Annotated in this window: 25 protein-coding genes; 13 read left to right on the top strand and 12 right to left on the bottom strand. The window is 70.0% G+C overall.

What is annotated here, in order from left to right:
* Positions 1–32: 32 nt before the first annotated feature.
* Positions 33–269, bottom strand: coding sequence for a hypothetical protein (locus tag E4V01_RS04370; protein ID WP_135297514.1), 237 nt, complete (start codon positions 267–269; stop codon positions 33–35).
* 69 nt (positions 270–338) lie between these two features.
* Entirely contained in the window at positions 339–2,528 is a 2,190-nt protein-coding gene (recG, locus tag E4V01_RS04365) for an ATP-dependent DNA helicase RecG (protein WP_135297513.1), read from the bottom strand.
* A 92-nt stretch (positions 2,529–2,620) separates the two neighbouring features.
* Here recG and E4V01_RS04360 point away from each other — a divergent pair, with 92 nt between their 5' ends.
* From E4V01_RS04360 to E4V01_RS04335, 6 genes are all read left to right on the top strand, one after another.
* Positions 2,621–3,592: an NAD(P)-dependent oxidoreductase gene (locus E4V01_RS04360; protein WP_135297512.1), complete on the top strand. Its 972-nt coding sequence runs from the start codon at positions 2,621–2,623 to the stop codon at positions 3,590–3,592.
* 63 nt (positions 3,593–3,655) lie between these two features.
* Positions 3,656–3,952: a succinate dehydrogenase assembly factor 2 gene (locus tag E4V01_RS04355; RefSeq protein ID WP_017483961.1), complete on the top strand. Its 297-nt coding sequence runs from the start codon at positions 3,656–3,658 to the stop codon at positions 3,950–3,952.
* A 194-nt stretch (positions 3,953–4,146) separates the two neighbouring features.
* Positions 4,147–7,737, top strand: coding sequence for a transcription-repair coupling factor (gene mfd / locus E4V01_RS04350; RefSeq protein ID WP_135297511.1), 3,591 nt, complete (start codon positions 4,147–4,149; stop codon positions 7,735–7,737).
* A gap of 344 nt (positions 7,738–8,081) precedes the next feature.
* Positions 8,082–8,291 (top strand): cold-shock protein, encoded by a 210-nt coding sequence (locus E4V01_RS04345; protein ID WP_003599086.1) that lies wholly within the window; start codon positions 8,082–8,084, stop codon positions 8,289–8,291.
* A gap of 102 nt (positions 8,292–8,393) precedes the next feature.
* The gene (locus E4V01_RS04340; protein WP_003599084.1) at positions 8,394–8,762 is read left to right on the top strand and encodes a DUF6481 family protein; all 369 of its coding nucleotides are present in this window, start codon (positions 8,394–8,396) and stop codon (positions 8,760–8,762) included.
* A gap of 179 nt (positions 8,763–8,941) precedes the next feature.
* On the top strand, positions 8,942–9,139 hold the full coding sequence (locus E4V01_RS04335) for a hypothetical protein (protein ID WP_012255296.1): 198 nt from the start codon (positions 8,942–8,944) through the stop codon (positions 9,137–9,139).
* A 66-nt stretch (positions 9,140–9,205) separates the two neighbouring features.
* Here the strand turns inward: E4V01_RS04335 and E4V01_RS04330 are convergent, their stop codons facing one another.
* Both E4V01_RS04330 and E4V01_RS04325 read right to left on the bottom strand, forming a co-directional pair.
* Positions 9,206–9,547 (bottom strand): hypothetical protein, encoded by a 342-nt coding sequence (locus E4V01_RS04330; protein ID WP_135297510.1) that lies wholly within the window; start codon positions 9,545–9,547, stop codon positions 9,206–9,208.
* A 258-nt stretch (positions 9,548–9,805) separates the two neighbouring features.
* Positions 9,806–11,206: a class I adenylate-forming enzyme family protein gene (locus E4V01_RS04325; RefSeq protein WP_135297509.1), complete on the bottom strand. Its 1,401-nt coding sequence runs from the start codon at positions 11,204–11,206 to the stop codon at positions 9,806–9,808.
* Positions 11,207–11,503: 297 nt separating this feature from the next.
* Here E4V01_RS04325 and E4V01_RS04320 point away from each other — a divergent pair, with 297 nt between their 5' ends.
* Positions 11,504–12,757, top strand: a complete 1,254-nt coding sequence (locus tag E4V01_RS04320; protein WP_135297508.1) for an ATP-binding protein — start codon at positions 11,504–11,506, stop codon at positions 12,755–12,757.
* A 136-nt stretch (positions 12,758–12,893) separates the two neighbouring features.
* On the top strand, positions 12,894–13,256 hold the full coding sequence (locus E4V01_RS04315) for a response regulator (protein ID WP_060771407.1): 363 nt from the start codon (positions 12,894–12,896) through the stop codon (positions 13,254–13,256).
* A gap of 13 nt (positions 13,257–13,269) precedes the next feature.
* Here E4V01_RS04315 and E4V01_RS04310 read toward each other — a convergent pair whose 3' ends face one another.
* From E4V01_RS04310 to E4V01_RS26085, 4 genes are all read right to left on the bottom strand, one after another.
* A complete protein-coding gene (locus tag E4V01_RS04310) occupies positions 13,270–13,566 on the bottom strand; it encodes a type II toxin-antitoxin system RelE/ParE family toxin (RefSeq protein WP_003599075.1) in 297 nt (98 codons plus the stop codon).
* Positions 13,545–13,772, bottom strand: a complete 228-nt coding sequence (locus tag E4V01_RS04305; RefSeq protein ID WP_041358816.1) for a hypothetical protein — start codon at positions 13,770–13,772, stop codon at positions 13,545–13,547. Before E4V01_RS04305 ends, E4V01_RS04310 begins: the two co-directional genes overlap by 22 nt.
* Positions 13,773–13,815: 43 nt before the next feature.
* Positions 13,816–15,453: an acyl-CoA synthetase gene (locus tag E4V01_RS04300; protein ID WP_135297507.1), complete on the bottom strand. Its 1,638-nt coding sequence runs from the start codon at positions 15,451–15,453 to the stop codon at positions 13,816–13,818.
* 138 nt (positions 15,454–15,591) lie between these two features.
* Entirely contained in the window at positions 15,592–16,017 is a 426-nt protein-coding gene (locus E4V01_RS26085; protein WP_245517414.1) for a hypothetical protein, read from the bottom strand.
* Between the two features lie 18 nt (positions 16,018–16,035).
* Between E4V01_RS26085 and E4V01_RS04290 the strand changes: the two genes are divergently transcribed.
* The 4 genes from E4V01_RS04290 to E4V01_RS04275 are packed head-to-tail and all read left to right on the top strand — an operon-like array spanning position 16,036 to position 19,455.
* The gene (locus tag E4V01_RS04290; protein ID WP_135297506.1) at positions 16,036–17,832 is read left to right on the top strand and encodes a glycosyltransferase family 39 protein; all 1,797 of its coding nucleotides are present in this window, start codon (positions 16,036–16,038) and stop codon (positions 17,830–17,832) included.
* Complete coding sequence (locus E4V01_RS04285; RefSeq protein WP_060771410.1) at positions 17,829–18,587, top strand: glycosyltransferase family 2 protein; 759 nt, start codon at positions 17,829–17,831, stop codon at positions 18,585–18,587. The genes E4V01_RS04290 and E4V01_RS04285 overlap by 4 nt, the downstream gene beginning before the upstream one ends.
* A gap of 4 nt (positions 18,588–18,591) precedes the next feature.
* Positions 18,592–18,921, top strand: a complete 330-nt coding sequence (locus E4V01_RS04280) for a lipid-A-disaccharide synthase N-terminal domain-containing protein (RefSeq protein WP_060771411.1) — start codon at positions 18,592–18,594, stop codon at positions 18,919–18,921.
* Between the two features lie 15 nt (positions 18,922–18,936).
* Complete coding sequence (locus tag E4V01_RS04275; protein WP_135297505.1) at positions 18,937–19,455, top strand: DUF2721 domain-containing protein; 519 nt, start codon at positions 18,937–18,939, stop codon at positions 19,453–19,455.
* Here E4V01_RS04275 and E4V01_RS04270 read toward each other — a convergent pair.
* Genes E4V01_RS04270 through E4V01_RS04255 form a run of 4 tightly spaced genes read right to left on the bottom strand, consistent with a single transcriptional unit; the run spans position 19,405 to position 24,179 of the window.
* Positions 19,405–20,916: an NAD(P)/FAD-dependent oxidoreductase gene (locus tag E4V01_RS04270; protein ID WP_135297504.1), complete on the bottom strand. Its 1,512-nt coding sequence runs from the start codon at positions 20,914–20,916 to the stop codon at positions 19,405–19,407. The genes E4V01_RS04275 and E4V01_RS04270 overlap by 51 nt on opposite strands.
* Complete coding sequence (locus E4V01_RS04265) at positions 20,913–21,848, bottom strand: alpha/beta hydrolase (protein ID WP_135297503.1); 936 nt, start codon at positions 21,846–21,848, stop codon at positions 20,913–20,915. Before E4V01_RS04265 ends, E4V01_RS04270 begins: the two co-directional genes overlap by 4 nt.
* Positions 21,849–21,850: 2 nt before the next feature.
* Positions 21,851–22,675 (bottom strand): SDR family oxidoreductase, encoded by an 825-nt coding sequence (locus E4V01_RS04260; RefSeq protein WP_135297502.1) that lies wholly within the window; start codon positions 22,673–22,675, stop codon positions 21,851–21,853.
* A 7-nt stretch (positions 22,676–22,682) separates the two neighbouring features.
* Entirely contained in the window at positions 22,683–24,179 is a 1,497-nt protein-coding gene (locus E4V01_RS04255) for a protein adenylyltransferase SelO (RefSeq protein ID WP_135297501.1), read from the bottom strand.
* A 136-nt stretch (positions 24,180–24,315) separates the two neighbouring features.
* On the opposite strand from E4V01_RS04255, the gene E4V01_RS04250 reads away from it, so the two are divergent.
* Positions 24,316–25,248 carry a DMT family transporter gene (locus E4V01_RS04250; protein WP_135297500.1) on the top strand — a complete coding sequence of 311 codons (933 nt, stop codon included), beginning with the start codon at positions 24,316–24,318 and terminating at the stop codon, positions 25,246–25,248.
* The last annotated feature ends 95 nt before the right edge of the window (positions 25,249–25,343 follow it).

Raw genomic sequence — 25,343 nt, 5'->3', positions numbered from 1 at the left:
CCAGTGGCACCCCGGTCTACGAGGCCGTTTGTTCATCTCCAGTTAAGCGGCAATTGGGGCAGATACAAGGTAATTCCGCTTTTTCCGCCCTGCCGCGCGCTCGCTTCGAGTGCGAACGATGCTGTGCAAGGGCTTGATCGGAAACGAAAACCGCCCTTTTCCCGCGCAGAGTTGCCGCAGCCGGGAATGTCCTGAGCGGCAGCTTCGGCTTCCTGAATGAGCCATTCAGGATCGTCCGTTTCTGAACGGTTTTCTGAACGAGCGGTCATATTCGGCGTCCGACGGGCTGCCTCCGATGGCGGAAACGGGCTTTGCCCAACCGCCGCGCGGACGCGGTGTCAGCCCGCCCCGATCAGCCGGATCGCCGCTTCGCGCTCGAACAGGTAGAGCAGCACCCTGAGCGCCCGGCCGCGCTCGCTCGAGAGGCGCGGGTCGCGCTCCACGATCAGCCGGGCGTCGTCGCGGGCGGCCTCCAACAGGTCGCCGTCGGTCTCGAGCCGGGCGACGCGGAAGGCGGCGGCGCCGGATTGGCGGGTGCCGAGCACCTCACCCTCGCCGCGCAGGCGCAGGTCTTCCTCGGCGATGCGAAAACCGTCCTCGCTGCCGCGCATCATCTCCAGGCGCGCCTTGGCCACCTGACCCAGCGGCCCGCGATAGAGCAGCAGGCAGGAGGAGGCCTTCGAGCCGCGCCCGACCCGGCCGCGGAGCTGATGGAGCTGGGCCAGACCGAAGCGCTCGGCATGCTCGATCACCATGATGGTGGCCTCCGGCACATCGACGCCGACTTCCACGACGGTGGTCGAGACCAGCACGCGGGTGCGGCCGGCGGCGAAGGCCTCCATCGCCGCGTCCTTCTCCGGCCCCGGCATCTTGCCGTGGATCAGGCCGACCGCGTCGCCGAAATGTTTTTTGAGATCCTCGAAGCGCTCGGCGGCGGCGGCGAGATCGACATATTCCGATTCCGCCACCAGCGGGCAGATCCAGTAGACCCGGTCGCCCGCCGCCAGCGCCCGGTGCAGGCCCCCCACGACCTCGTCGATCCGCTCCACCGGCACGGTGATGGTCTTGATCGGCTGGCGCCCGGCCGGCTTCTCGTCGAGCACCGAGACGTCCATGTCGCCGAAGAAGGTCAGCGCCAGGGTGCGCGGGATCGGGGTGGCGGTCATCACGAGGATGTCCACCGCCTCACCCTTGGCGCCGAGCGCGAGGCGCTGATGCACGCCGAAGCGGTGCTGCTCGTCCACCACCGCGAGGCCGAGATCGCGGAAGGCCACCGCCTCCTGGAACAGGGCGTGGGTGCCGACCACGATGTCGATCTCGCCCGCCGCGAGATCCGCCAGCGTCGCCCGCCGCTCGGCGGCCTTATCGCGGCCGGTCAGCAGGCGCAGGCGCATGGCGCCGGCCAGCGGCACCAGACGCTCGTAATGCTGGCGCGCCAGAATTTCGGTCGGGGCCATCAAGGCGGCCTGCCGCCCGGCCTCCACCGCCGAGGCCATGGCGAGCAACGCCACCGCCGTCTTGCCGGAGCCGACATCGCCCTGGAGCAGGCGCAGCATCCGCCGCTCGGCGGCCATGTCGGCGCGGATCTCCGCCACCGCCCGGGCCTGGGCGCCGGTCAGCGCGAAGGGCAGCGCCGCCTCGACGCGCTCTTTCAGATGCCCGTCGCCGGCATTGACCCGCCCGGGCTTGCGCCGCTGCCGGGCGCGCACCAGGGCGAGCGCGAGCTGCGAGGCGAGCAACTCGTCGTAGGCGAGGCGCTTGCGCGCGGGGCTCGCGGGCGGCGCCTGCCCCTCGACCGGGGGAGGGGGCGCCTCCTCCGGCCGGTGCTCGATGCGCAGGGCCTCGGCGAAGGGGGGAAAGCGGTTGCGGGCGAGATAGGACGCGTCCTGCCACTCGGGCAGGACGGGAAGCCGATCGAGCGCGCCGTGCACGATCCGGCTGATGACCCGCGAGGTCAGCCCCTCGGTCGCGCCGTAGATCGGCTCGACGGCGGGCAGGCTGGCCAACCCCTCCTGGTCGAGGATGCGTGAGGGATGCACCATCTGCCGCGTGCCGTCCCACAGGTCGATCCTCCCTGAGACGTAGCGGTGTGCCCCGAGTGGCAGCATCTTCTCGATGCGGCCCCGCGGCATGCCGAAGAAGACGAGGCTGATGTCGCCGGTCCCGTCCTCGACCAGCACCCGGAAGGCCCGCTTGCCGAGGCCCGGCGGGCGGTGGGCCACCACGGTGACGCCCAGCGTGACGGGCTCGCCCGTCGGCGCATCGCGGATCGAGCCGCAGAGCGGCCGGGCGACACCGCTCTGGGGCAGGTGGAACAGCAGGTCGGCGACGCGGGCCGGCCGCTCCTCGGAGCCGAGCAGCTTTTCGATGAGCGGCGCGATCTTCGGCCCGACGCCGGGCAAACCACGGGCGGGGGCGAAGAGCGGGTCGAGGATGCTGGGGCGAAGGCCGGGGGCGTCGTCCCCGCCGGAGCGGGGAGGGGGCGCATCAGCGGGGTGCCCGAGGGTCTGGCTGTTGTCCGAGGTCATGTGACCGGAAGCTTGGGCCTCAGAAGCGTGAGCGATACGCGGACACCGTATACCCCGCTTCACCCGTCGCCCACATCTGCGCATATGGCATCATGCGCGTGCTTCTCACCGGTTCCTCCGGCTGGCTCGGCCGGTTCCTTGCCCCGCAATTGCAGGCGGTGGGCCACACCGTTACCGGCCTCGACGTGGCGCCGGGGCCCGAGACGCAGGTCGTCGGCTCCGTGGCCGATGCCGAGCTGGTCGCGCGGGTCTTCGGCGCGCACGGTATCGAGGCGGTGATCCATGCCGGTGCCCTGCACAAGCCGGACATCGCCCGGTATCCGGGCCAACGCTTCATCGACGTGAACGTGACTGGTACGCTCAACCTGCTGGAGGCGGCGGCGAGAGCCCGGCACGACCGCTTCGTCCTCACCTCCACGACCTCGCTGATGATTTCGCAGGCGATCCGCGACGAGACTGCCGACCACGCGGTCTGGCTCGACGAGGAATCGGGGCCGCTCGCGCCGCGTAACATCTACGGCCTCACCAAGCGTGCCGCCGAGGATCTCTGCCGGCTCTTCCATCTCGAGCACGGCCTCGCCTGCCTCAGCTTGCGCACCGCCCGCTTCTTCCCCGAGGAGGACGACACCCATCGCGACCTTTCCGGCGAGAACCGGAAAGCCAACGAGTTTCTGCATCGCCGCCTCACCGTGGAGGATGCCGCCCGCGCCCATGTCATCGCGCTGGAGCGGGCGCCGCAGATTGGCTCCGACACCTTCGTTCTCTCGGCGCCGTCCCCCTTCGCGCGCGCGGACGCGCGGGCCCTGAAGGAGGACGCGGCGGGCGTCGTCGCCCGGTTGTTTCCCGATGCGCCCGGCCTCTACGCCCGGCGCGGCTGGCACCTGCCGAGAAGCATCGGCCGGGTCTACGACGCCTCGCGCGCCGAGCGGGTGCTGGGCTTCCGCTGCGAGACGGACTTTTCCCGCGTGCTCGATGCTCTGCGCACCGGCGCCCCGCTGCCCTTCGTGCACGATGCGGACTACGTTTCGCCGCAGATGCGGGCTGAGGCGCGACCCATGCGCTGACGCCGTTTGCCCGCAGCCATATGCCCCTCTACATGCGGGGTCAGGATTACCAGGGGACAGCCCATGTCCGGCACCACCCGAACCAGCGCCGACCTCGACCCGCGCCGCCGCCGCACGCTGTTTCGCGCGTGGCACCGCGGCATCCGCGAGATGGACCTCATCATGGGCCGCTTCGCCGATGCCGAGATCGGCGCACTCTCCGAGGAGGAACTGACGCAGTTCGAGGCGCTGATCGAGGTGCCCGACCGCGACCTGTTCCGCTGGCTCACCGGCGAGGACGCGACCCCGGAGAATTACGACACCGCCGTGTATCGCCGGCTCAAGGCGTTCCACCGGCACGACGCGCCAATCCACAACTGAACGTTTGCCACCGCGGACAGCTTCCTGAGGACCCGCCGGCGTTCCCTTTGCGAGCGCAGGCGGATGAGGGGGCGGCTCACGCCCTTCCGGAAGCGGCGCTCCCCTCTCCCGACCCTCGCTGATGCGAGGGTCATCCTCCCTCGTAAGAAGGGGAGGGCGACGACGTCGAGCGCACGCAGAAAACCAACGAACCGATGGCCAAGCCCCAACCCAAGCCACCCGCTCCGAAGCCGCAGACCGCGCGCTTCGCCCTGCCGAAATCGGCGCCGCTCACCAAGGCGCTCGATGCAATCCGGCGCGGCGACAGCCCGACGCTGGCGAGCGTCCCCGACGGCTTCGATGCGCTGGTGGCCGCCGACCTCGCCCGCGCGCTGTCCGGCTCGTTCGAGGGGCCGGCGGTGCTGGTCCACGTGGCACGCGATTCCGGCCGCTCCAACGCCTTCCAGAACGCGCTGAAATTCGTTGCCCCCGAGATCGAGGCGATGAGCTTCCCGGCCTGGGATTGCCAGCCCTACGACCGGGTGTCGCCGAACGGGGCCATCGCCGCCCAGCGCATGACCGCGCTCTCACGGCTGACCCGCTCGCGCTCGTCGGAGGAGAAGCCCCGCATTCTCTGCACCACCGTCAACGCCCTGGTGCAGCGGGTGCCGCCGCGGTCGCGCGTGGCCGTCGAGACCTTCTCGGCGGCGATCGGCAACGTGGTGCCGATGGACAAGGTCGTGGCCTGGGTGGAAGCGAACGGCTTCCTGCGCACGGGAACGGTGCGGGACACGGGCGAATATGCCGTGCGCGGCGGCATCCTCGACCTGTCGCCCCCCGGCCTGCCGAACCCGATCCGCCTCGATTTCTTCGGCGACACGCTCGAATCGATCCGCGCCTTCGATCCCGAGACGCAGCGCACGGTGGGGAGCTTGCGCTCCCTCGATCTCGTGCCGATGAGCGAGGTGCAGCTCACCACCGAGACGATCCGGCGCTTCCGCCAGGGCTACCTGTCGAGCTTCGGCGCGGCGACCCGCGACGACCGGCTCTACGAGACGGTGAGCGAGGGCCGGCGCTATGCCGGCCTCGAGCACTGGATGCCGCTGTTCTACGACGGCCTCGACACCCTGTTCGACTATCTCGGCGACGTGCCGATGCTGTTCGACCCGCAGGTGGAGGAGGCGGCCACCGAGCGGCTCGCTTTGATCCAGGACTATTTCCAGGCTCGCGAAGCCGCGCTGAAGAACCCGCAGAGCGGCGTCGCGCCCTATAAGCCGCTGCCGCCGCGCGCGCTCTACCTCACGCCCAACGAGTGGAAGAGCAAGATCGAGGCCGGCACGGTGGCCCGGCTCACCCCCTTCGCGATGCCGGATTCCGACGCGCTTGCGGTGATCGATTGCGGCGCCAGGGCCGGGCGAAGCTTCGCGCCCGAGCGGGCCGACGACGCGGCCAGCGTGTTCGACGCGGCGGTCGCGCATATCCGGGATCTCCAGGCATCCGGGCATCACGTGATCCTTGGATCCTGGTCCGAGGGCTCGCGCGACCGGCTCTGCGGCGTGCTGACCGACCACGGGCTCAAGAAGCCGACGGTGATCAACACCTTCGCCGCGGTCAACGCGCTCAAGCGCGGCACCGACGTGGCGGTCGCGGTCTGGGGGCTGGAATCCGGCTTCACCCTGGACCGGCTCGCGGTGGTGGCCGAGGGCGACATCCTGGGTGACCGGCTGGTGCGCCAGAAGCGCAAGTCCAAGCGCCCGCAGGACATCATCCTCGAGGTGCAGGCGCTCCAGCCCGGCGATCTCGTGGTTCATGCCGACCACGGCATCGGCCGCTTCGTCACGCTCAAGACCGTCACCGCGGCGGGCGCGCCGCACGATTGCCTCGAACTGCAATATGCCGGCGGCCTGCTGCTGCTGCCGGTCGAGAACATCGAACTCCTGACCCGCTACGGCTCCGAGGATTCGGAGGTCGCGCTCGACCGCCTGGGCGGTGGCGCCTGGCAGGCCCGCAAGGCCAAGATGAAGCGCCGCATCCTCGAGATGGCCGGCGACCTCATCAAGATCGCCGCCGCGCGGTTCGTGAAGTCCGCCCCCAGCCTCAAGGCGCCGGAGGGGCTCTACGAGGAATTCGCCGCCCGCTTCGCCTTCCAGGAGACCGAGGATCAGGCCAACGCCATCGATGCGGTGCTCGACGACCTCAACGCGGGGCGTCCGATGGACCGGCTGGTCTGCGGCGATGTCGGCTTCGGCAAGACCGAGGTGGCCCTGCGCGCCGCCTTCGCCGCGGCGATCTCCGGCAAGCAGGTGGCGGTGGTGGTGCCCACCACGCTTCTCGCCCGCCAGCATTTTCGCACGTTTGCCGAACGGTTTAAGGGCCTGCCGATCAACGTCGCGCAACTCTCCCGCTTCGTCTCTGCCGGCGATCAGCGGCAGACCCGCGCCGGGCTCAGTGAGGGCCAGGTCGATATCGTCGTCGGCACCCACGCGCTCTTGGCCAAGAACGTCGCGTTCAAGGATCTCGGCCTCATCATCGTCGACGAGGAGCAGCATTTCGGCGTCGCCCACAAGGAGCGGCTCAAGGCGCTCCAGGCCGACGTGCACGTGCTGACGCTCTCGGCCACCCCGATTCCGCGCACGCTGCAGCTTGCCATGACGGGCGTGCGCGAACTCTCGATCATCGCCACCCCCCCGATGGACCGGCTGGCGGTGCGCACCTTCGTGACGCCGTTCGATCCGCTGCTGGTCCGCGAGGCGCTGCTGCGCGAACGCTACCGCGGCGGCCAGTCGTTCTACGTCGCTCCCCGCATCGAGGATCTGGCCGAGGTCAAGCGCTTCCTCGATACCGAGATGCCCGAGACCACCGTCGCGGTCGCCCACGGCCAGATGGCGGCGGGCCAGCTCGAAGACGTGATGACGGCGTTCTACGAGGGCAAGTACGACGTGCTGCTCTCGACCACGATCATCGAATCCGGCCTCGACATCCCGACCGCCAACACGCTGATCGTGCACCGGGCCGACATGTTCGGGCTTGCCGCGCTCTATCAGTTGCGCGGGCGCGTCGGCCGATCGAAGGCACGGGCCTACGCCCTGTTCACGACGCCGGCCAACCGCCAGCTCACGGCCCAGGCCGAACAGCGCCTGAAGGTGCTCCAGAGCCTCGACACGCTGGGCGCCGGCTTCCAGCTCGCGAGCCACGATCTCGACATCCGCGGCGCCGGCAACCTGCTGGGCGATGCCCAATCCGGCCACATCAAGGAGGTGGGCTACGAGCTCTACCAGCAGATGCTGGAGGATGCGGTGACCGCCCTCAAGGCCGGCATCGAGGAGCCGGTGGAGGAAGCATGGTCGCCGACCATCGCGCTCGGCGCTCCGGTCACGATCCCCGAAGACTACGTCGAGGACCTGACCGTCCGGCTCGGCCTCTACAGGCGCCTCTCGACCCTCGAGAACGATGCCGAGATGGAGAGCTTCGGCGCCGAGTTGATCGACCGCTTCGGCCCGCTGCCGCCGGAGGTGGAACAGCTCCTGAAGATCGTGACCATCAAGATCCTGTGCCGCGAGGCCAATATCGAGAAGGTCGAGGCGGGCCCCAAGGGCGTGGTCGTCCACTTCCGGAACCGCTCCTTCGCCAACCCGCAGGGGCTCGCGGCCATGGTCGTGGAGCAGGGCTCCTTCGCCAAGGTGCGGCCCGACATGAGCGTCGTGTTCATCCGCGAACTCGACGGCATCCCGCGGCGGCTGAAAGAGACGACGCAGATCCTGCGCGGGCTCGTCACGATTGCCAAGCGAGCCAAGAAGGCCGCGTGACCGGGCCTTTGCCGTTGGAGCGGGCGTGTCACGCGCGACATGAGAGGGACATCGCGGCGTGGGAGATCCTGCTCAACTCACGCTGCGCGTTGATGAATCGCTTGAAGCGGCAGGTCATTTCGAATGACCTGCCAACAATTCTTGCATCTCGAAAAATAAAACGAGCCTTGATAAAGCTTCATTCGAGTCGCATATAGATCTCATCGATGCGAGGCCGGATTTTCTGGGCCGTGACGCCTCCGCAGGGCGGTTCTCATTTTCCTTCGTTATCGGTCGAACGACATAGCCCGGCGCTGCATGGCGCAAGGCTTTCTACCTGAATCCTGCGGAGACAAGGACATTCTATGAGCATCGGCACCGTCAAGTGGTTCAACGAGCAGAAGGGCTTCGGCTTCATCCAGCCTGAGGACGGCTCGAAGGACGTATTCGTCCACATCTCCGCCGTCGAGCGCGCCGGCCTGCGTGGCCTCACCGAAGGCCAGAAGGTTTCCTACGAGATGGAAACCGACCGTCGCTCCGGCAAGCAGTCGGCGGGTCAGCTCCAAGTCGCGTAATTCGCGCCTGAACCCGATATGTCGAAGCCGCTCCGGACTGGAGCGGCTTTGCGCTTTTAAGGCCGTGGTCCATCCCGGGCTCGGTACGATCAAGGACACTCTGTGAGCTTCACCAAACAAAACTCCTTCGACGACCGTCGCCAGGATTCGGCTTCCTCCCGGGAGGCCATGCTCGCCCGCTTCCGCGCCCGCCCCTCCAATGATGATCCGGCTGTGCAGGCCCGCCAGGCCGAACGCCGTGCGATCGCCGTTGCGCGCGACGAGCGGGTCAAGGAGCGCGAGACGCAGCGGCGCCTCGACGCCGAACGGCTGGCCGCCATCGCCGCCGCCGAGCGTGAGGCCGAAGTGGCGCGCAAGGCCGCCGAGATCGAGGCCGCTGCCGAGCGTGCCCGCGAGGCCCAGGCCAAGCAGAAGGAAGAGCGGGACGCCCGCTACGCCGCCCGCAAGGCTAAGATCAAGCTGCGCCGCTGAGCGCGCTGATAGCTTTCCCGTGAGCCGGATCCCCGGCTCGTGGGCTTGCCCTGGCACGGAGCCGGGGCCGCTCTCGGTCGAACATGCGATCGAGACCAGCTCTGACCCGTTGTCTTGAAGGGGCTCTCCTCCGCCGAAGCGGCTTCCCGCTTCGACGGAATGCGTTCGAGGAGACATCGATGTTTCATAAGTTCAAGATCGGCCAGCGCGTTCGCCGTGCTCAATCGTCCCCCACCGACGAGCGGCTGGGATTCGGTACGATCAGCGAAGTCGTCCGCCTGATGCCCGACGATCCGACCGGTGAGCCCTCGTACCGGATCCGCTCCGGCTCGGCGGAACGCGCCGTCCGCGAGAGCGAGATCATCGCCGCGGCGTAATCGCCCGGCGGCGCACGAAACAGGCGGGCCCGCGGCCCGCCGTCATTGTCCTGTTACGGGAAAGACCTAGAGTTCGGGCTCGGCCAGCACGTAGGGACCGATCCGGCTCTTGAGATCGACCGGTGCGCCGGGGCGGGGTCCCGCGTCGTCCATCTCGATGACCGGAATGCCACCAGCACGCATCCGGGCGCGCAGCCGTTCGGCGAGCGCGGCGAGATGCGGGTTCGTGCTGGACGAGAGCTGAAGGAGGATCGCCGCGGGACGGGCGATCACGGCAAGGACATCGTCCGCCGCTTCGATGGAAGCGGTGACGCTTGCGTAGCCGAGCCCCGCAAGGTCGGCGGCAAGAGAGCGATCGACGGCACGGTGGCCATCGTCGACGACAAGCACTTGTTGCAGCGCACCCATAAGCTTCAGCGTTACCCCATGTCGCGCCCTGTGTGAAGGGGCACCCCGGATAACCTGCATGGCCACGATTGGTTCGCCGGCCATGCAGGTGGGTGACCATGGAATCGCTGAGCTGAAGGCTGAATGAACTGCGCCGCACAGGTCGGGGGCAGGAGGCCTCAGCCGCGCTGTCTCCCGTCTAAATCATTTTCTGCAATCGGTTTTTTATCGGGCTGCGTGGAGCGTCGGCACCGCGGACCGCGCCGTTGGCAGGCTCGATTACGCAGGCGCAAAAATTTCTGGCGAGCCGGTGGAATCGGACAGCTCCACGACCTCGATCGCGGTGGCGAAACCTGCGAACAGCACCGGCGCGAACGGCGTCTCCTGCCACACCCCGTTCGGGATCGCCTGCCGATTCCCGCGCTGCAACGGCGTCACGGTGCAGGCTTGGCCGCGGAAGGCGAAGCGATCGTCCGCGTCGCGCTTCATGGACATTAGGGCTGCGGGGAGGGAGAGCCGCTCCGGCTTGCCGAGCACCAGCGAGAGGTCGCCCGCCGTCCCGCGCCGGCCGGAGAGGATCGCCGTCTCGTCGAAGGCGACGGTGTCGATCACCGTATCGAGGCGCAAGCCCTGCGGCCGGTCCGCGGCGCGGCTGCGGCTGGGGAAGCGGGCCGGCGCCCGGTGCACCAGGGCGACCGAGCGCAGATCCGTCGGCAGGTCGCGGCCGGCGAGGTTCCTTTCGAGGAAGGCGGGCGCGACGAGATGCGTCGGACCCGGCCGGCGCAGGGCCGTCGCGAAGGCCGCCCCGTCGAACAGCGGCAGCGTCTCCAGCGTGGCCCCCGCGACGAGGGCGGCCGCGAGTCCGGTGGCAAGGCCGCGCAGGTCGTGCGGGCCGATGAGGCTGAGGATGCGCTCGGCGGGCGCGACCCGCATCGCCACGAGATGGGCGGCAGCGGCGGCCACCACCGATTCGCCGCTGCGGTAGACCGGCCGCTCGGGGTCGCCGCCGATGAAGCTGACGATGCCAGCCGCGGCGGGTGCCGGTCCGGCCGGCTCTCCGGCAGGGCCGTCGAGGACGAACCGGTCGAGATTGATCACCCCGTCCGGCACGTCGGGGCCGAAGGCGGCGAGGTAGCGCAGTCCGAAATAGCGCGCGGCGACGGAGCAGAGGCGCTCGGCGGGTGCGGCGGAGCCGAGCCGGGCCTGGGTCAGCACCGCGCTCAGCGCGACGTTCTGCGCCGCGGCGAGCAGGTGATCCTCGTCCCAGGAGACCGGGAGCAGGCAGGCGACGTGGCCGGCGGCCTCGACGGCGAGGATCGCCAGCGCGCTCTCGGCCGAGCCCGGCAGGCACAGGCCGATGCGGCTTCCCGGCGGCAGACGCCAACTCCGCAGGCCGCGGGCGAGGCGCTCCACGATCTCGGCGGCCGCGGCGTAGGTCCAGGTGATGGCGGGCCGGTCGCTCCAGTCCGGCTTGTCGGCGGGGTCGACCACTGCGATCCGGTCGGGATGGCGCCGCGCCGTGGCGGACAGCAGGCTGCCGAGGCTGACGCGCCGAAGGGGAGCGTCGGCCGGCGTCTCGTGCGAGGCCTCGTCGGGGGTTCCCTGCAGGGCGCCTTTCAAGGCTCCTTGCAAGGCCCTTTGCGAATCCTCAACCTGCGTGATTGCCCGTTGCGCCGACACTCGCGCCCGCCCTCGAAAGCCACCCCCGGTGATGCGCGAATAGGGTTAAGTAAGACTTAATGTTTGGCGGGCGCCGGTGTCTCGCGTAGAGATTTCGTGTGAGGGGAGGCCGCATTCGCCGGCGTACCCGATCGTTTATGTCTCGGGCCTCGTTCTGGAAATCGAATCCGGAGCGATGCCCCCATTTTTTGTTCGAGCATCGTCCCGAAAGCCTGGCGCTATCTTTCGGAACGATGCTGTCGCAGGGGCCTGCGCAGCCTTCGGGATCGTGCGCGGCGGAGCGGGAGACCGGGATTGATGCTCGAACTTCTGCGGCGGCTGTGGGAGGTTGAAAACCTTTCGCCCCACGGCATCTGTCTGCTTTGGCGCCCGGAGCTGATCTGGACGCATGTCATTTCCGACAGCCTGATCGCCTTCGCCTACTTCTCGATCCCCGTCGGACTGGCCTATTTCGTGTCCCGCCGCCGCGACGTGGTGTTCGGGTGGATATTCTGGTCGTTCGCGGTGTTCATCACCGCCTGCGGCGCGACGCATCTCATGGCGATCTGGACGCTCTGGGTGCCGGATTACGGACTGGAAGCGGCGGTCAAGCTCATCACCGGCATGGCCTCCATCGGCACGGCGGTGGCGCTCTGGGTCCTGATGCCGAAGGCGCTGACCTTGCCGTCTCCGACTCAGCTCCGGCAGGCCAACGAGGCGCTGCAGGCCCGCATCGCTGAGCGCGACGCGGCGCTGGCCGCCCTGGAAGCCGCCAATGCCGAGCGCGCGCGTGCCGAGGAAGCACTGCGCCAGAGCCAGAAGATGGAGGCGATCGGGCAGCTCACCGGCGGCGTGGCCCACGACTTCAACAACCTGCTCAACGTGGTGCTCCTCAACCTCGACCGGATCGAGCGCGGCCTACCCGAGGCGAGCCCCCTGCGCACGCGCCTGCGCGATGCGGTGAAGGGCGCCGAGCGGGCGGCGACGATGACGCACAAGCTACTGGCCTTCGCCCGCCGCCAGCCGCTCTCCCCGGTCAGCACCGACGTCAACGCCCAGATCGCCTCCTTCGCCGAGTTCCTGGGCGGCACGATCGGCTCGCGCATCCGGCTGGAGACCGATCTTGCCCCGAACCTGCCGCGGGTGAGGATCGATCCGAACCAGTTCGAGAACGCGATCCTCAACCTCGCGGTCAACGCCCGCGATGCGATGCCGGAGGGCGGCACGCTGACCCTCGTCACCCGACCGCTGCCCGAAGGCGACGGGATCGCCGTCGAAGTGTCCGACACCGGAACCGGGATGCCGCCGGAGGTCGAGGCGCGGGCCTTCGAGCCGTTCTTCACCACGAAGCCGTTGGGGCAGGGGACCGGCCTGGGTCTGAGCCAGGTGTTCGGCTTCGCGCAGCAATCGGGCGGCAGCGCCGCTTTCGTGCGCGGCCACAGGCCCGGCACGACGGTGCGCCTGTCCTTCCCGGCGCAGGCGCCCGCCGTGAGCCGTCCGGTGGTGCGGCCGGCCCCGGTTGCCGAGCCGAGCGTTGCGCCGCTGCTGCCGCCGGTGGCGGTCGCGGGCTAATGCATCGTCCCGAAAGGTGGCCGCCGGCTTTCGGGCGGAGGTGGTGCGGGCGGGCCCGCACTCGAAATATCCTGCGGCTCTTGCGCCTTCCGGGGTTGGGCCTGTCGAATAACAAGAAGACGAAGGAGGGGGGCGTATGGCCGACAAGCGGACGGTGCTCGTCGTCGAGGACGAAGAGATGCTGCTCAACGCCGTGACCATGGAGTTCGAGGATGCCGGCTTTGCCGTGCTCAGCGCCGGTACCGCGGAAGAGGCCTACGGCCTGCTCCAGGGGGCCGGGCGGGTCGATCTCCTGTTCACCGATATCCGCCTGCCGGGCCAGCTCGACGGCTGGGACCTCGCCGAGCGCGCCCGCGTGCTGCACCCGGCCCTCCCGGTGATCTACGTGACCGGCTACAGTGCCGAGCAACCCCGGCAGGTGAGCGAGAGCGTGCTGGTGATGAAGCCCTACCGCATGACGGCGATCATGAGCGCCGCGCAGCAATTGGGCGTGGAGTGAAGCTGGCCGCGGATCACGACAGGGGACGGCGTGCCGTATGTCGGAAGCGGCGCACGACGATGTCTCGGTCCGTAGCGCGATAGTCGATCAGGTAGGGAAACGAGCTGAGCGGAAATCGCCGAATGCCCCGCTTACTTGTCAAACGCCCTGCCTGGGGATGCGCTTGCAAGAGGGCCACGACCGATAGGATGCGCTCTTGCAGCCTGAAGGCGGCTTGGGGCGACTCGCTTGCGAGAAAATCAAGTGCCGCTTCGATTTGCCGAGCGGCGGTAAGAGTGTAGCGGACCCTCACCGACCATACTTCGCCCATATGGCGCGCATCTGGTCCTCCGTTGCGAAATCACCGCGCGCCTCTTCGACATCTGACTCCGCGAGATCAGCCTCTTCCTCGGGCGTAAGCGGAATGACCGATTGCTCCTCACCCGCATAGGCGAGCACGAGACGCGCGATCTCGTCCTGCATTTCCGGGGAGAGCCCCCGCGCGGTGGCGACCGCTCGTTCGAGAAGATCCGTCATGAGGTCCATCCTATCGAGGCGGACAAAGCACCGAAAGCGGCCTTCACGCGTCTCCCTCCCGCGCCTTCTCCCGCAATAAGAATTTCTGCACCTTGCCCGTCGAGGTTTTCGGCAGCTCGCCGAACACCACGTGGCGCGGCAGCTTGTAGGGGGCGAGCCGCTCGCGGCACCATGCGACCAGTTCCTCGGAGGTCGCCTCCCGCCCCTCCTTCAGCTCGATGAAGGCACAGGGCGTCTCGCCCCATTTCGCGTCGGGCTTGGCGACGACGGCGGCGGCCGCGACCGAAGGGTGCTTGAACAGCGCGTCCTCCACCTCGATCGAGGAGATGTTCTCGCCGCCCGAGATGATGATGTCCTTCGAGCGGTCTTTCAGCTGGATGTAGCCGTCGGGATGCTTCACCCCGAGATCGCCGGAGCGGAACCAGCCGCCCTTGAAGGCGGCTTCGGTCGAGGCCGGGTTCTTCAGGTAGCCGCGCATCACCACGTTGCCGCGGAACATCACCTCGCCGAGGCTGGTGCCGTCGGCGGGCAGGGATTCCATCGTTTCGGGGTCGCGCACGTCGAGCCCTTCCAGAACGGGGTAGCGCACGCCCTGGCGCGCCTTCTTCCTGGCCTGCTCGTCGGAGGACAGCGCGTCCCAATCCTCGTGCCACGCGTTCACGACCGCCGGGCCGTAGGTCTCGGTCAGGCCGTAGAGATGGGTGACGTCGAAGCCGGCCTCGCCCATGGCGGCGAGCACCGCCTCGGGCGGCGGCGCGGCGGCGGTGAGGAAGTGGACCCGGCGGGGGAGGGGGCGCTTCTGCTCATCGGGGGCGTTCAGCAGCGTCGACATCACGATCGGCGCACCCGACAGGTGGGTGACGCCGTGCTCGGCCAGAGCCGCGTACATCGCGCCGGCCCGCACCTGCCGCAGGCAGACATGGGTGCCGGCCACGATCGAGAGCGTCCAGGGGAAGCACCAGCCGTTGCAGTGGAACATCGGCAGGGTCCAGAGATAGACCGCGTGCTGCGGCAATCCGGCGGTGATGACGTTGCCGAGCGAGAGCAGGGCCGCGCCGCGGTGGTGATAGACCACGCCTTTCGGATCGCCGGTGGTGCCGGAGGTGTAGTTCAGCGAGATCGCGTCCCACTCGTCGCCCGGCATCGCCCATGCGTAATCGGGATCGCCCGCGGCGAGGACGTCTTCGTAGTCGGTCTCGCCGACGGGGGCGCCGTCCCCGGTGAATTCAGGGTCATCGTAGTCGATGACGAGGGGCAAGACACCTGCCTTGTCGAGCGCCTCGCGGCCGACCCGCGCGAACTCGCGATCGACGATGAAGACCTTGGCCTCGCCGTGGTCGAGGCAGAAGGCCAGAGCCGATGCGTCGAGGCGGGTGTTGAGGGTGTTGAGCACCGCCCCCGTCATCGGCACGCCGTAGTGGCACTCGATCATCGCCGGCGTGTTGGCGAGCAGCACCGCCACCGTGTCGCCTCGGCCGATGCCGCGGGCAGCCAGCGCCGCGGCGAGGCGGCGGCAGCGGGCGTAGAGGTCGGCATAGGAGCGGCGCAGGGGCCCGTGGATCACCGCAACCCGGTCCGGGAAGGTGCGGGCGGCGCGATCGAGATAGGTCAGCGGCGTGAGCGGCTGGAAGTTCGCGGGATTCGGGTCGAGATCGCGGTCGTAGATCGTCGTGCGCGCCATGGTCTCGCCTCCCGTTTCGGGAGGAGATTATCCGAGCCCCGCGGGTGATCAACGGCATAGAAAAGGCCCCGCGGGCGCGAGCCCGGGAGCCTTGTCAGGTCTGAGGGATTTGAGGCGTAAGCCGGCCGAAAAGGCCGATCAACGCTCCCGGCCGCTGAGGAGCTTTTCCAGGGCGGCGAGCCCGCTGCGCTCTGCGGCTTCTTCCGTGGTCTGCACGCGATCCGCGCGCTGGAAGAGTTTGCCGTTCCGGCGGATGGCCCAGGTGAAGTGCCCGGCCGGGCGCTCGCAGGCTTCGATTTCGAGGGTGTAGGGATTTGCGCTGTTGTTTGCCATGAGCGGAATATAGGGTCGCCCTTCCGGTCCGGCTACCCACCCAGTGCATGGTCGCGTCGCTTTTTGCTGGTGGCCCCGCAGCCGGTCGCGCTTCAGATGTCCGCATTTGACAATCGTAAGCGGATCATCGACACGGCCCCCGGCCGGGGCGCGGGCCGTCCGCCGGCCTTTTTCATCCGCGCCCGAGCCGCCGATGCCCGTTCCTCCCCGCCAGAGCCGGACCGCACCCATCGGGGGCGGGCCCCGCCGATGACGCGCCTTGGCGTCGTGCCGGTCGCGCTCTCACGAGCGGAGAGTGGCTGGCCGCTCGACGGCGCGCTGCGCCTTGGCGATCGGGTGCTGTCCTTCGGGGCCGCGAGCCATCTCCGTGCCTGCCTCCTGCTCCTGCTGATCGGTCTCGCGAGCTTCCTGCCGGGCTTTGCCTCGCTCCAGCCGATGGACCGGGACGAGCCGCGCTTTGCCCAGGCCTCCAAGCAGATGCTGGAGACGGGCGACCTCGTCGACATCCGCTTCCAGGCCGAGGCACGCCATAAGAAGCCGGTCGGGATCTACTGGGCCCAGGCCGCCGCCGTCGCGGCCGGCGAGGCGCTCGGTGTGGACCGGGCGCGCACGCAGATCGGGCTCTACCGGATTCCCTCGCTCCTCGGCGCGCTGGCGGCGGTCCTGCTGACCTACTGGGCCGGCCTCGCCGTCCTCGACCGGCGCCGGGCGCTGCTGGCCGCCGCCCTGTTTTCCGCCTGCATCATGCTCTCGGCGGAAGCGCGGCTGGCCAAGACCGACGCGCTGCTCACCGCCTGCTCGGTCGCCGCCTTCGGCGCGCTCGCCCGGGCCTGGCTCGGGCGCGCCCGGCTGGAACGGCGCCGCGGCCCGGCCTCGCTCGGGACGGCCCTGGTCTTCTGGCTCGGACTCGCGCTCGGCATCCTCGTGAAGGGACCGATGGTGCCGCTGTTTGCCGGGCTCGCCGCCTTCGTGCTGTGTCTGCGCGAGGGCTCGGCCCGCTGGCTGCTCGACCTGCGCCCGCGCCTGGGGCTCCTCATCACGCTCGCGGTCGTGGCGCCCTGGTTCCTGGCGATCGCCTGGAAGAGCGGCGGCGCCTTCTTCGGCGAGGCGGTGGGGCGCGACATGCTCGGCAAGGTCGGCACCGGCGCCGAGAAGCATTGGGGCCCACCCGGCGCCTACGCGCTCGCCTTCTTCGCCACCTTCTGGCCGGGTGCCGCCTTCGCCGCCCTCAGCCTTCCCTTTGCCTGGGCGCGGCGGGGCGAGGAGGCGGTGGCGCTGCTGCTGGCCTGGATCGTGCCGATGTGGCTGATCTTCGAGGCGGTGCCGACCAAGCTGCCGCACTATGTCCTCCCCCTGATGCCGGCGGTGGCGATCCTCACCGTGCTGGCGCTGTCGCGCGGCGCGCTCGATCCGCGGCGTCCGGGCGCGCGCTGGGTAGCGGGGCTCGTCGTGCTGATCCCGGTCGGGCTGACGCTGGGTCTCAGCCTCGCTGCGTGGCGGCTCGATGGCGTGCTGCCGCTCGGCGCCCTGCCGCCGCTGCTCGCCGCCTGCGTCCTCGCCGGCCTCGCCTGGGCCGCTTTTGCCCGCGGGGCGAGAGAAGGGGCGGGGCTAGGGACACGACCAGAGGCAGGGGAGGGCGCTCTGGTGCTCGCCGTCGCCGCCTCGGTGGTGCTGTCGGGCGCCGTGTTCGGCCTGACCCAGCCGGTGCTGCAAAGCCTCAAGGTCTCGCCGCGGCTCGCCGCGATCCGCGACGCCCTGCCCTGCGAGGCGCCGCGCGTGGCGAGCCTCGGCCTTCGCGAGCCGAGCCTCGTCTTCACCGTCGGCACGGATCTGGCCATGCTGAATTCCGGCGCTGAGGCCATCGCGTTCCTCAGAGAGGGCGGCTGCCGCCTCGTGCTGGTCGAGGATCGGTTCGCCGCCGAATTCGCGGCGGCCGAAGGCGGGCAGCCGCTTAGCCCCGTCGGCCGGGTCACCGGCTTCAACATCAACGGCGGCAAGCCGGTCGGGGTCTCCGCCTACGCCGCGCTGCCGGGTGCCACACCATGAGCACGACGACCGAATCCGAGCCGCCGCGCCTCAGCGTGGTGGTGCCGGTGAAGAACGAGGCCGGCAACATCGAGGCCCTGGTGGCCGAGATCGGCCATGCCTGCCAGACCCTGGCGCCCTTCGAGGTCATCTACGTCGATGACGGCTCGACCGACGCGACGCTGCCCACCCTCCGGAGCCTGCAGGCCAAGAATCCGTGGCTCAGGGTGGTGCGCCACGACCGCGGCGGCGGCCAGAGCGGGGCGGTGCGCAGCGGCGTGCTGCGCGCCCGCGCGCCCGTCCTCGCCACGCTCGACGGCGACGGCCAGAACGATCCGTCCTTCATCCCCGTGCTCTATGCCGCCCTTGAGCAGGCAGGCCCGACGGTCGGCTTGGCCCAGGGGCAGCGGATCGGCCGGAAAGGGGCCTGGAAGCAGTTCCAGTCGCGGATCGCCAACGGCGTGCGCGGAAAGATCCTGAAGGACGCCACCCGCGATACCGGCTGCGGGCTCAAGGTGTTTCGCCGCGAGGTCTACCTCACGCTGCCCTATTTCGACGCGCTCCACCGCTTCATGCCGGCGCTCGTCACGCGCGAAGGGTTCGGCGTCGTCCACCGCGACGTGGTGGACCGGCCCCGTTTCACCGGGCACTCGAATTACGGGATGTTCGACCGGCTCTGGGTCGGCATCCTCGATCTGGCCGGGGTGTGGTGGCTGATCCGGCGGCGGCGCCCAGCCCCGCGGGCCGAGGAAATCCCGCACAGCGAGAGCCGGTGAATCCATGCTGATCCAGCTCGCCGAGGACCTGCCGGCCTATTTCTACGACGTGTTCGTCACCCGCTTCGATTTCTGGCTGGTGTTCGGCATCGGGGCGCAGCTCGTGTTCGGCTCGCGCTTCATCCTGCAATGGATCGCCAGCGAGCGGGCGGGCAAGAGCGTGATGCCGCTCTCGTTCTGGTTCCTGTCGATCATCGGCGGGCTGATGACCCTGGTCTACGGCTTCGTGCGCCGGGAGCCGGTGATCATCATCGGGCAGGGGCTGTCCACCTTCATCTACCTGCGCAACCTCGCCCTCATCTTCCGCGAGCGGCGCCGGGCCCGCCGGACTTGAGACGAGCCCGACAGCATGTTCCAGACCGCGACGGGCGATCCCGAGAGCATCGCCCACATCATTCAAGTGGCGCTCGCCCCCGCCTTCCTACTCTCGGCGCTGGCGACCCTGCTCAACGTGTTCTCGACCCGCCTCGGCCGCGTCGCCGACAAGGTCGACGCGCTCTCGGCCAGCCTGCCCGGTGCGGACGAGGCGGCGCGGGCGACGCTGGCCCGCCGCCTCGCCTATCTGCGCCAGCGCTCGCTTCTGCTCGATCTCGCCGTGGTGCTGGCGAGCCTCGGCGGCGTGATGACCGGCGCGGCCGTGCTCACCCTGTTCGTCGGCGCGCTCAGGGACGCCTCCGCGGCCTCCGTGCTGTTCGCCTGCTTCGGCCTCGCGCTCGCCTGCACCGTCCTGGCGATCCTGGCCTTCCTCGCCGAAATCCTCCTGGCCGGCCGGGGCATCCGCCTGGAGGTCGAGCGCAAACAGGACCGGCCGCGATCATCAGGGTTTCGAAAGGGCAAGCCCTTTCGCGGGTCCAGGGCGGAGCCCTGAGGAACCGATGAAGTCGTAATCCTCCGCCCGCATCCGCTCGGTGCCGCGCACGTAATCACCGACCGTCCCAGGCCAGAGGGTGCGGTTGCGCCCCGAACGGTCGAGATACCAGCTCCCGCAGCCGCCCCGCATCCAGATGCTGCCTTCCATCCGCGCATCGACCTCGGCGCGGAAGCGTGCCTGAGCCGCGGGGCGCACCTCCAGCACGCCGCCGGGCTGGTCGCGCAGCCGTTGCAGCGCGCCGAGCACGTGCGCGACCTGCGCCTCGACCATCAGCAGCACTGAGTTGTGGCCGAGCCCGGTATTGGGGCCGAGCAACAGGAAGAAGTTCGGGAAGCCTGCCACCGAGACGCCGCGGAAGGCGTCCGCTCCCTGCTTCCAGGCTTGCAGCAAACTTAACCCGTCGCGTCCGATCACCTCCGTGCGCAGAACGCTGCCGCCGGGGGAGAAGCCGGTGGCGAAGATCAGCACGTCGAGCGGATGTTCGGCGCCGTCGGCCGTGACGATGCCGTGGGGCAGAACCTCGCGGATCGGCGCGGTGACGAGGCTCGCATGGGGCCGGGCCAGCGCCGGGTAATAGTCGTCGGAGAGCAGCACCCGCTTGCAGCCGAGCCGGTAATCGGGCGTGAGCTTTCGTCTCAGAGCCGGATCGGCGATCGAAGCCGCGAGGTGCCGGCGGGACCACGCTTCCGCCAGCGCCGTCACGCGCGAGACGCGGGTGAAGCCCGCGAGCGCCGCGACCTCGCGGCGCCAGAACAGCGAGGCGCGGTGGAGACGGCGCAGGGGGGCGATCTGCATCAGCCGCTGGAGACCACGCCCGGTCGGGCGGTCGCCGCGGGGCAGGATCCAGGGGGCCGAGCGCTGGAACTGGGTGAGGTGGGCGACGCGGCCGACGATCTCCGGCACGAACTGCACCGCGCTCGCCCCCGTGCCGATCACGCCGACGCGCTTGGCCCTCAGGTCGCAGGAATGATCCCAGCTCGCCGAGTGGAAGGCTTTTCCCGAGAACCGCTCCAGGCCGGGGAGGCGGGGCAGGGCAGGGTGGTGCAGGGCGCCCATGGCACCGACGAGCACGCGGGCGGAGACGACGCCCCTGTCGGTCTCGACCCGCCACAGGCCCGCTCCCGCATCGAAGACGGCGCGCGTCACGCACGTCTCCAGGCGCAGGAACGGCGCGAGGCCGTGCGCGGCCACGAGCCCTTCGAGATAGGCCTCGATCTCGGGCTGCGGCGCGAAGAGGCGCGACCAGTCGGATTTCGGGGCGAAGGAGAGGGAGTAGAGCTGCGAGGGCACGTCGCAGGCGGCCCCCGGATAGGTGTTCTCCCGCCACGTGCCGCCGACGCCCGCGGCCTTCTCCAACACGAGGAGGCGGTCGAACCCGGCCTGCCGCGCGCGGATCGCCATGGCGAGGCCGGAAAAGCCGGCGCCGACGATGACGAGATCGAGGGGCGCTTCGCTCACGCGGTGGCCTCCGCCTCGGGATGGGCGACCGCTTTCAGGGCGCGGTGCAGGAAAAGCGCGGCCTCGTCGAGGGAGCGGCGTGCCTCGGGCAGAAAGCTTTCGGCGAGCTGCCAAGCATGCGCCACCACGGGAAACACCGTGAGTTCGACCGGCACGCCCGCGGCCTTCGCCTTCTCGGCGAGGCGCAGGGAATCGTCGCGCAGGATCTCGCGGGCACCGACATGGATCAGGAGCGGCGGAAACCCGGAAAGGTCCGCCTCGATCGGCGAGGCGCGCGGGTCGGCGGGGTCGGCCCCGGCGAGGTAGGCCGGAACCAGCCGCATCAGCGCCTCGGGGCGGAACATCGCGTCGCGCCGCCCATTCGTGCGGAACGAGGCGCTGCGGCCGATCAGGTCGGTGGCCGGCGAGAACAGGGCGGCCGCCACGGGCGGGGTCAGGCCGAGGCGGCGCGCCTCGATGATCGTGGTGAGCGCCAGCGTGCCGCCCGCGGAATCCCCGGCGGCGACCGCCGGGCCCGCTTCCGCGAGCGTGGCCCAGACGCGCGCGCAATCCTCGATCGCCGCGGGGAAGGGGTGCTCCGGCGCCAACCGGTAATCCGGCGTGAACACCCGGAAGCCGGCTCGAGCGAAGCGGCCGGTGACCGGGCGGTACAATTGCGCCGAGCAGGCGATGAAGCCGCCGCCGTGGCAATAGAGCAGGGTGGGGCGCATGCCCTTCGCGCCGGTCCCTTCCGTCTTCGCCCCTTCGGCCTCCGCCCACTCGCCGGGCACGCCCCCGACCTCGCCGGGGGTGAAGGCGACGCCGGCCGGCGTCGGGAACCGGGCACCCTCGAAGGCGCGGCGGATGGCGTAGACATCGTGGGTACCGCCGAGCCGCCCCTTCACCGCGAGGCGGATGGTGAGATCGTAGAGATGGGCGCGCAGGCTGGCCATGGTCACGTGTCTCGAACGGCGCGGCGGATCAGCGACCAGTAGCGCACCGGCATCAGGCGCTGGATCAGCAGGGCGCGGCGGGCGTCGGCGCCGATCACCACGCGGGGCGCCCGGGTCTCGATTCCGCGCAGGATCGCCTCGGCGGCTTTCGCCGGGCTCATCGTCAGGAGGCGCTCGAAGGCGAGATGGGCCTCGGCGGCTTCAAGGGGATCCATGGTGCGGGGCCGCCGGGCGTTGCGGGCGATGGCGGTGGCGACCCCGCCCGGATGCACCAGGGTGACGCCGAGCCCCGTGCCCTCGACTTCGTGGCGAAGGGCCTCGGTGAAGCCGCGCACCGCGAACTTGCTCGCCGCGTAGGCCGCCTGTCCCGCGGGCGCGATGATGCCGAACACGCTCGACAGGTTGACGATCTGCGCCTGGGCCTCGGCCCGCAGCAGCGGCAGGCAGGCATGGGTCAGCCGCATCACGGCGTGCAGGTTCACGTCCATCAGCCAGTCGATGTCGGCCGGGTCCGTGTCCTCGAACCGGCCGCCGAGCGCCACGCCGGCATTGTTGACGAGGAGGTGCAGCCCGCCGTGGCGGGTGCGGACCGCCTCCGGCAGGGCAAGCAAGGCATCCCGGTCGGCGAGATCGAGCACATGCTCGCTGACCGTGACGCCGGCAGCGCGGGCGGCGCGCGCCGTCTCGGCGAGGCCCTGCGCGTCGCGGTCGGCCAGCGCCAGGGCGCAGCCGCGCCCCGCCAGCGCGCGGCTCAGCGCCGCGCCGATGCCGCTCGCCGCCCCCGTGACGAGGGCGGTGCGACCCCGCAGAGCGAAACGCTGCGCCATGCCCGCCTCAGGCCTCCGGGGGGAGGGCTTGCGTGCCGTAGGCCCCGGCCATGGTCTCGATCTCGGCGAGCTTGGCGTGAAGCGCCGACCAGTCGTCGGCCTCGGCGATCGGCGCCCAGAGCGCCTCGACCTCGTCGATCAGCATCGTGCAGGGCTTTTCGCGGGCAAAGTAAGGGTGGTCGAGGTTGGCCCTGGCGGCGGGACGCATCGCCTGGAGCGCGGTGTGCACCGGGCGAAAGGCATCGCTGGCGTAGTGCTCGCCCGCCGGGCTCCGGGCCGCGCGGGGTTCGCTCGCCAGCCCGCCGCGCCAATCGAAGAAGACCTGTTCGAACGGCGCGCGGCTGGTCTCGAGGAAGGCCCAGAATGCACCGACCAGCCGGTGAACCGCGCCCTCGCCCTCCCCTTGCGCGGGCGTGACCCCGAGCCGGAACAGGATCGCCTCGGCGAACGCGTCCTGAAGCGCCGGGCCGAAGCCTTTCAGCCCCGCCTCCAGCCGCTCCTTCGGCACGAGGCCGAGCAGGCAATCGGCCAGCCGGCTCAGGTTCCAGAACAGGGCCTCGGGCTGGCGGCCGAAGCTGTAGAGGCCCCACTCGTCGAAATAGGCCGCGGTGAAGGCCGGATCGTGGGCGGGAGCGAAGCGCCACGGGCCGTAATCGAAGCTCTCGCCGGTGACGTTGATGTTGTCGGTGTTGAGCACGCCGTGGACGAAGCCCGCGGCCATCCACTGCGCGCCCATCCGCGCCACCCGCGCCAGCATCGTCTCGAAGAACAGGGCCGCCCGCTCCGCCGGCTCGGCTTCTTGGATGCCGGGATAGTAGGTTTTGACCACGTAATCGACGAGGCGGGCGATCGCCTCGGGCTGTTCGAGGAACTGGAAGCGCTGGAAGGTGCCGATTCGCAGGTGCGAATGCGACAGCCGCACCAGGACCGCCGAGCGGGTGGGAGAGGGCTCGTCCCCCCGCTCCAGCGCCTCGCCGGTCTCGATCAGGCTGAACGACTTCGAGGTCTCGACGCCGAGCGCCTCCAGCATGGTGGTGGCCAGCAGCTCGCGCACGCCGCCCTTCAGCGTGAGCCGCCCGTCCGCCCCGCGCGACCAGGGCGTCGTGCCGCTGCCCTTGGTGCCGAAATCGAGCAGGCGCCCGTCGCGTCGGTCGTGCGCCTGCGCGAACAGGAAGCCGCGCCCGTCGCCGAGATCCGCGTTGTAGGAGCGGAACTGATGGCCGTGATAGCGCAGCGCCAGCGGCCGCTCGAACGAGCCGGGCAGGGGGGTGAAGCGCGCGAAATGCGCGATCCACGCCTCGTCCGACAGATCGTCGAGCCCGACGCGCCGCGCCCAGGCTTGGTTGCGGTAGCGCAGGATCGCCGAGGGGAAGTCGGCCGGGGCCACGACGTCGTAGAAGTCGGGCCCGAGATCGGCGTGGCGGCGCGAGGGTTTGAAAGCGGGCAGGGGTTCGGCTCCGTCCGGTGTGGCGGGAGGAGTCGGGCAGGCGCGGGGGAACGTCAAGCCGACGAAAGGCTGAACCCGGCGGGGGGAGGGGCGATCCCTTCACCGAATGGCTGATGAGCCCTCCCCTGGCTATTCCGGGGCCGGCGCGGCATGGCATCGGACTGGAACGAGCGTCGCACACGGATCTTCCAGCGTGACCCAAGGCACCACCGGCACCCGCGCCTCCGCGGCGGCTTACCCGATCCTGACGCTGACCACCCTCCTCTGGGCGGGCAACACGGTGGCCGGCAAGTGGGCGGTGGGCGAGGTCTCGCCGCAGGTGCTGACCACCCTGCGCTGGGCCTTCGCCTTCGCGGTGCTGCTCGTGGTGGCCCGCCGCCAGGTTCTGGCGGACCGGGACCGGCTGGTGCAGCGCTGGCCCTACCTGTTCCTGATGGGCGCGTGCGGCTTCACCATCTTCGCCAGCCTGTTCTACGCCGCCGGCACCTATACCAGCGCGGTCAACGTCGCCCTGATCCAGGGGGCGGTTCCCGTCTTCGTCATGGCGCTGAACCGCGCCGTGCGCCGCGTGCCGGTGAGGGCAGGGCAGGTGATCGGCGCCGCCGTGACCCTGGTGGGTGTCGCGGTGGCGACCACCCACGGCGATCTCGCGGTGCTGGCGCATCTCGGCCTCAACCGCGGCGACGGTCTGATGCTCGCTGCGAGCCTCGTCTATGCCGGATACACCGTGGCGCTCGCCGGGCGCCCCGCCGTGTCGGGGCTCGCCTTCTTCACCGCGCTGGCGCTGGCCGCCTTCCTCACCTCGCTGCCGCCGCTCGCCGCCGAATGGGCGCTCGGCCACGCGATCTGGCCCACCACCGCGACGGCCTGGACCATCGTCGCCTTCGTCGCGCTCGGCCCGTCGTTGCTGGCGCAGCTGTCCTTCATCCGCGGCGTCGAACTGATCGGCCCGAATCGGGCCGGGCTGTTCGTCAACCTCGTGCCGGTCTTCGGCGCGGGGCTCGCCGTGCTGCTGGCGGGCGAACCCTTCGGCGGGGCCGAGATGCTGGCGCTGCTCCTCGTGCTCGGCGGCATCCTCATCGCCGAGATCGCCGGGCGGCGCGCGGCACGATCCCCGGGCCGTTGAACCGAGGAAGGGCAACGGCAAGTACAGCGAGAGGCGAGGGGGAGGGTGCTGCTCCTGGTCGCAGCCAATCCTGAAATAGATTGCCCTGCGCCGAA

Origin of the sequence: Methylorubrum sp. Q1 (assembly GCF_004683995.1) — a bacterium.
Lineage (GTDB): Bacteria > Pseudomonadota > Alphaproteobacteria > Rhizobiales > Beijerinckiaceae > Methylobacterium.
The sequence above is the reverse complement of the archived record's forward strand: the minus strand, read 5'-3'. Positions and strand labels throughout refer to the sequence as shown.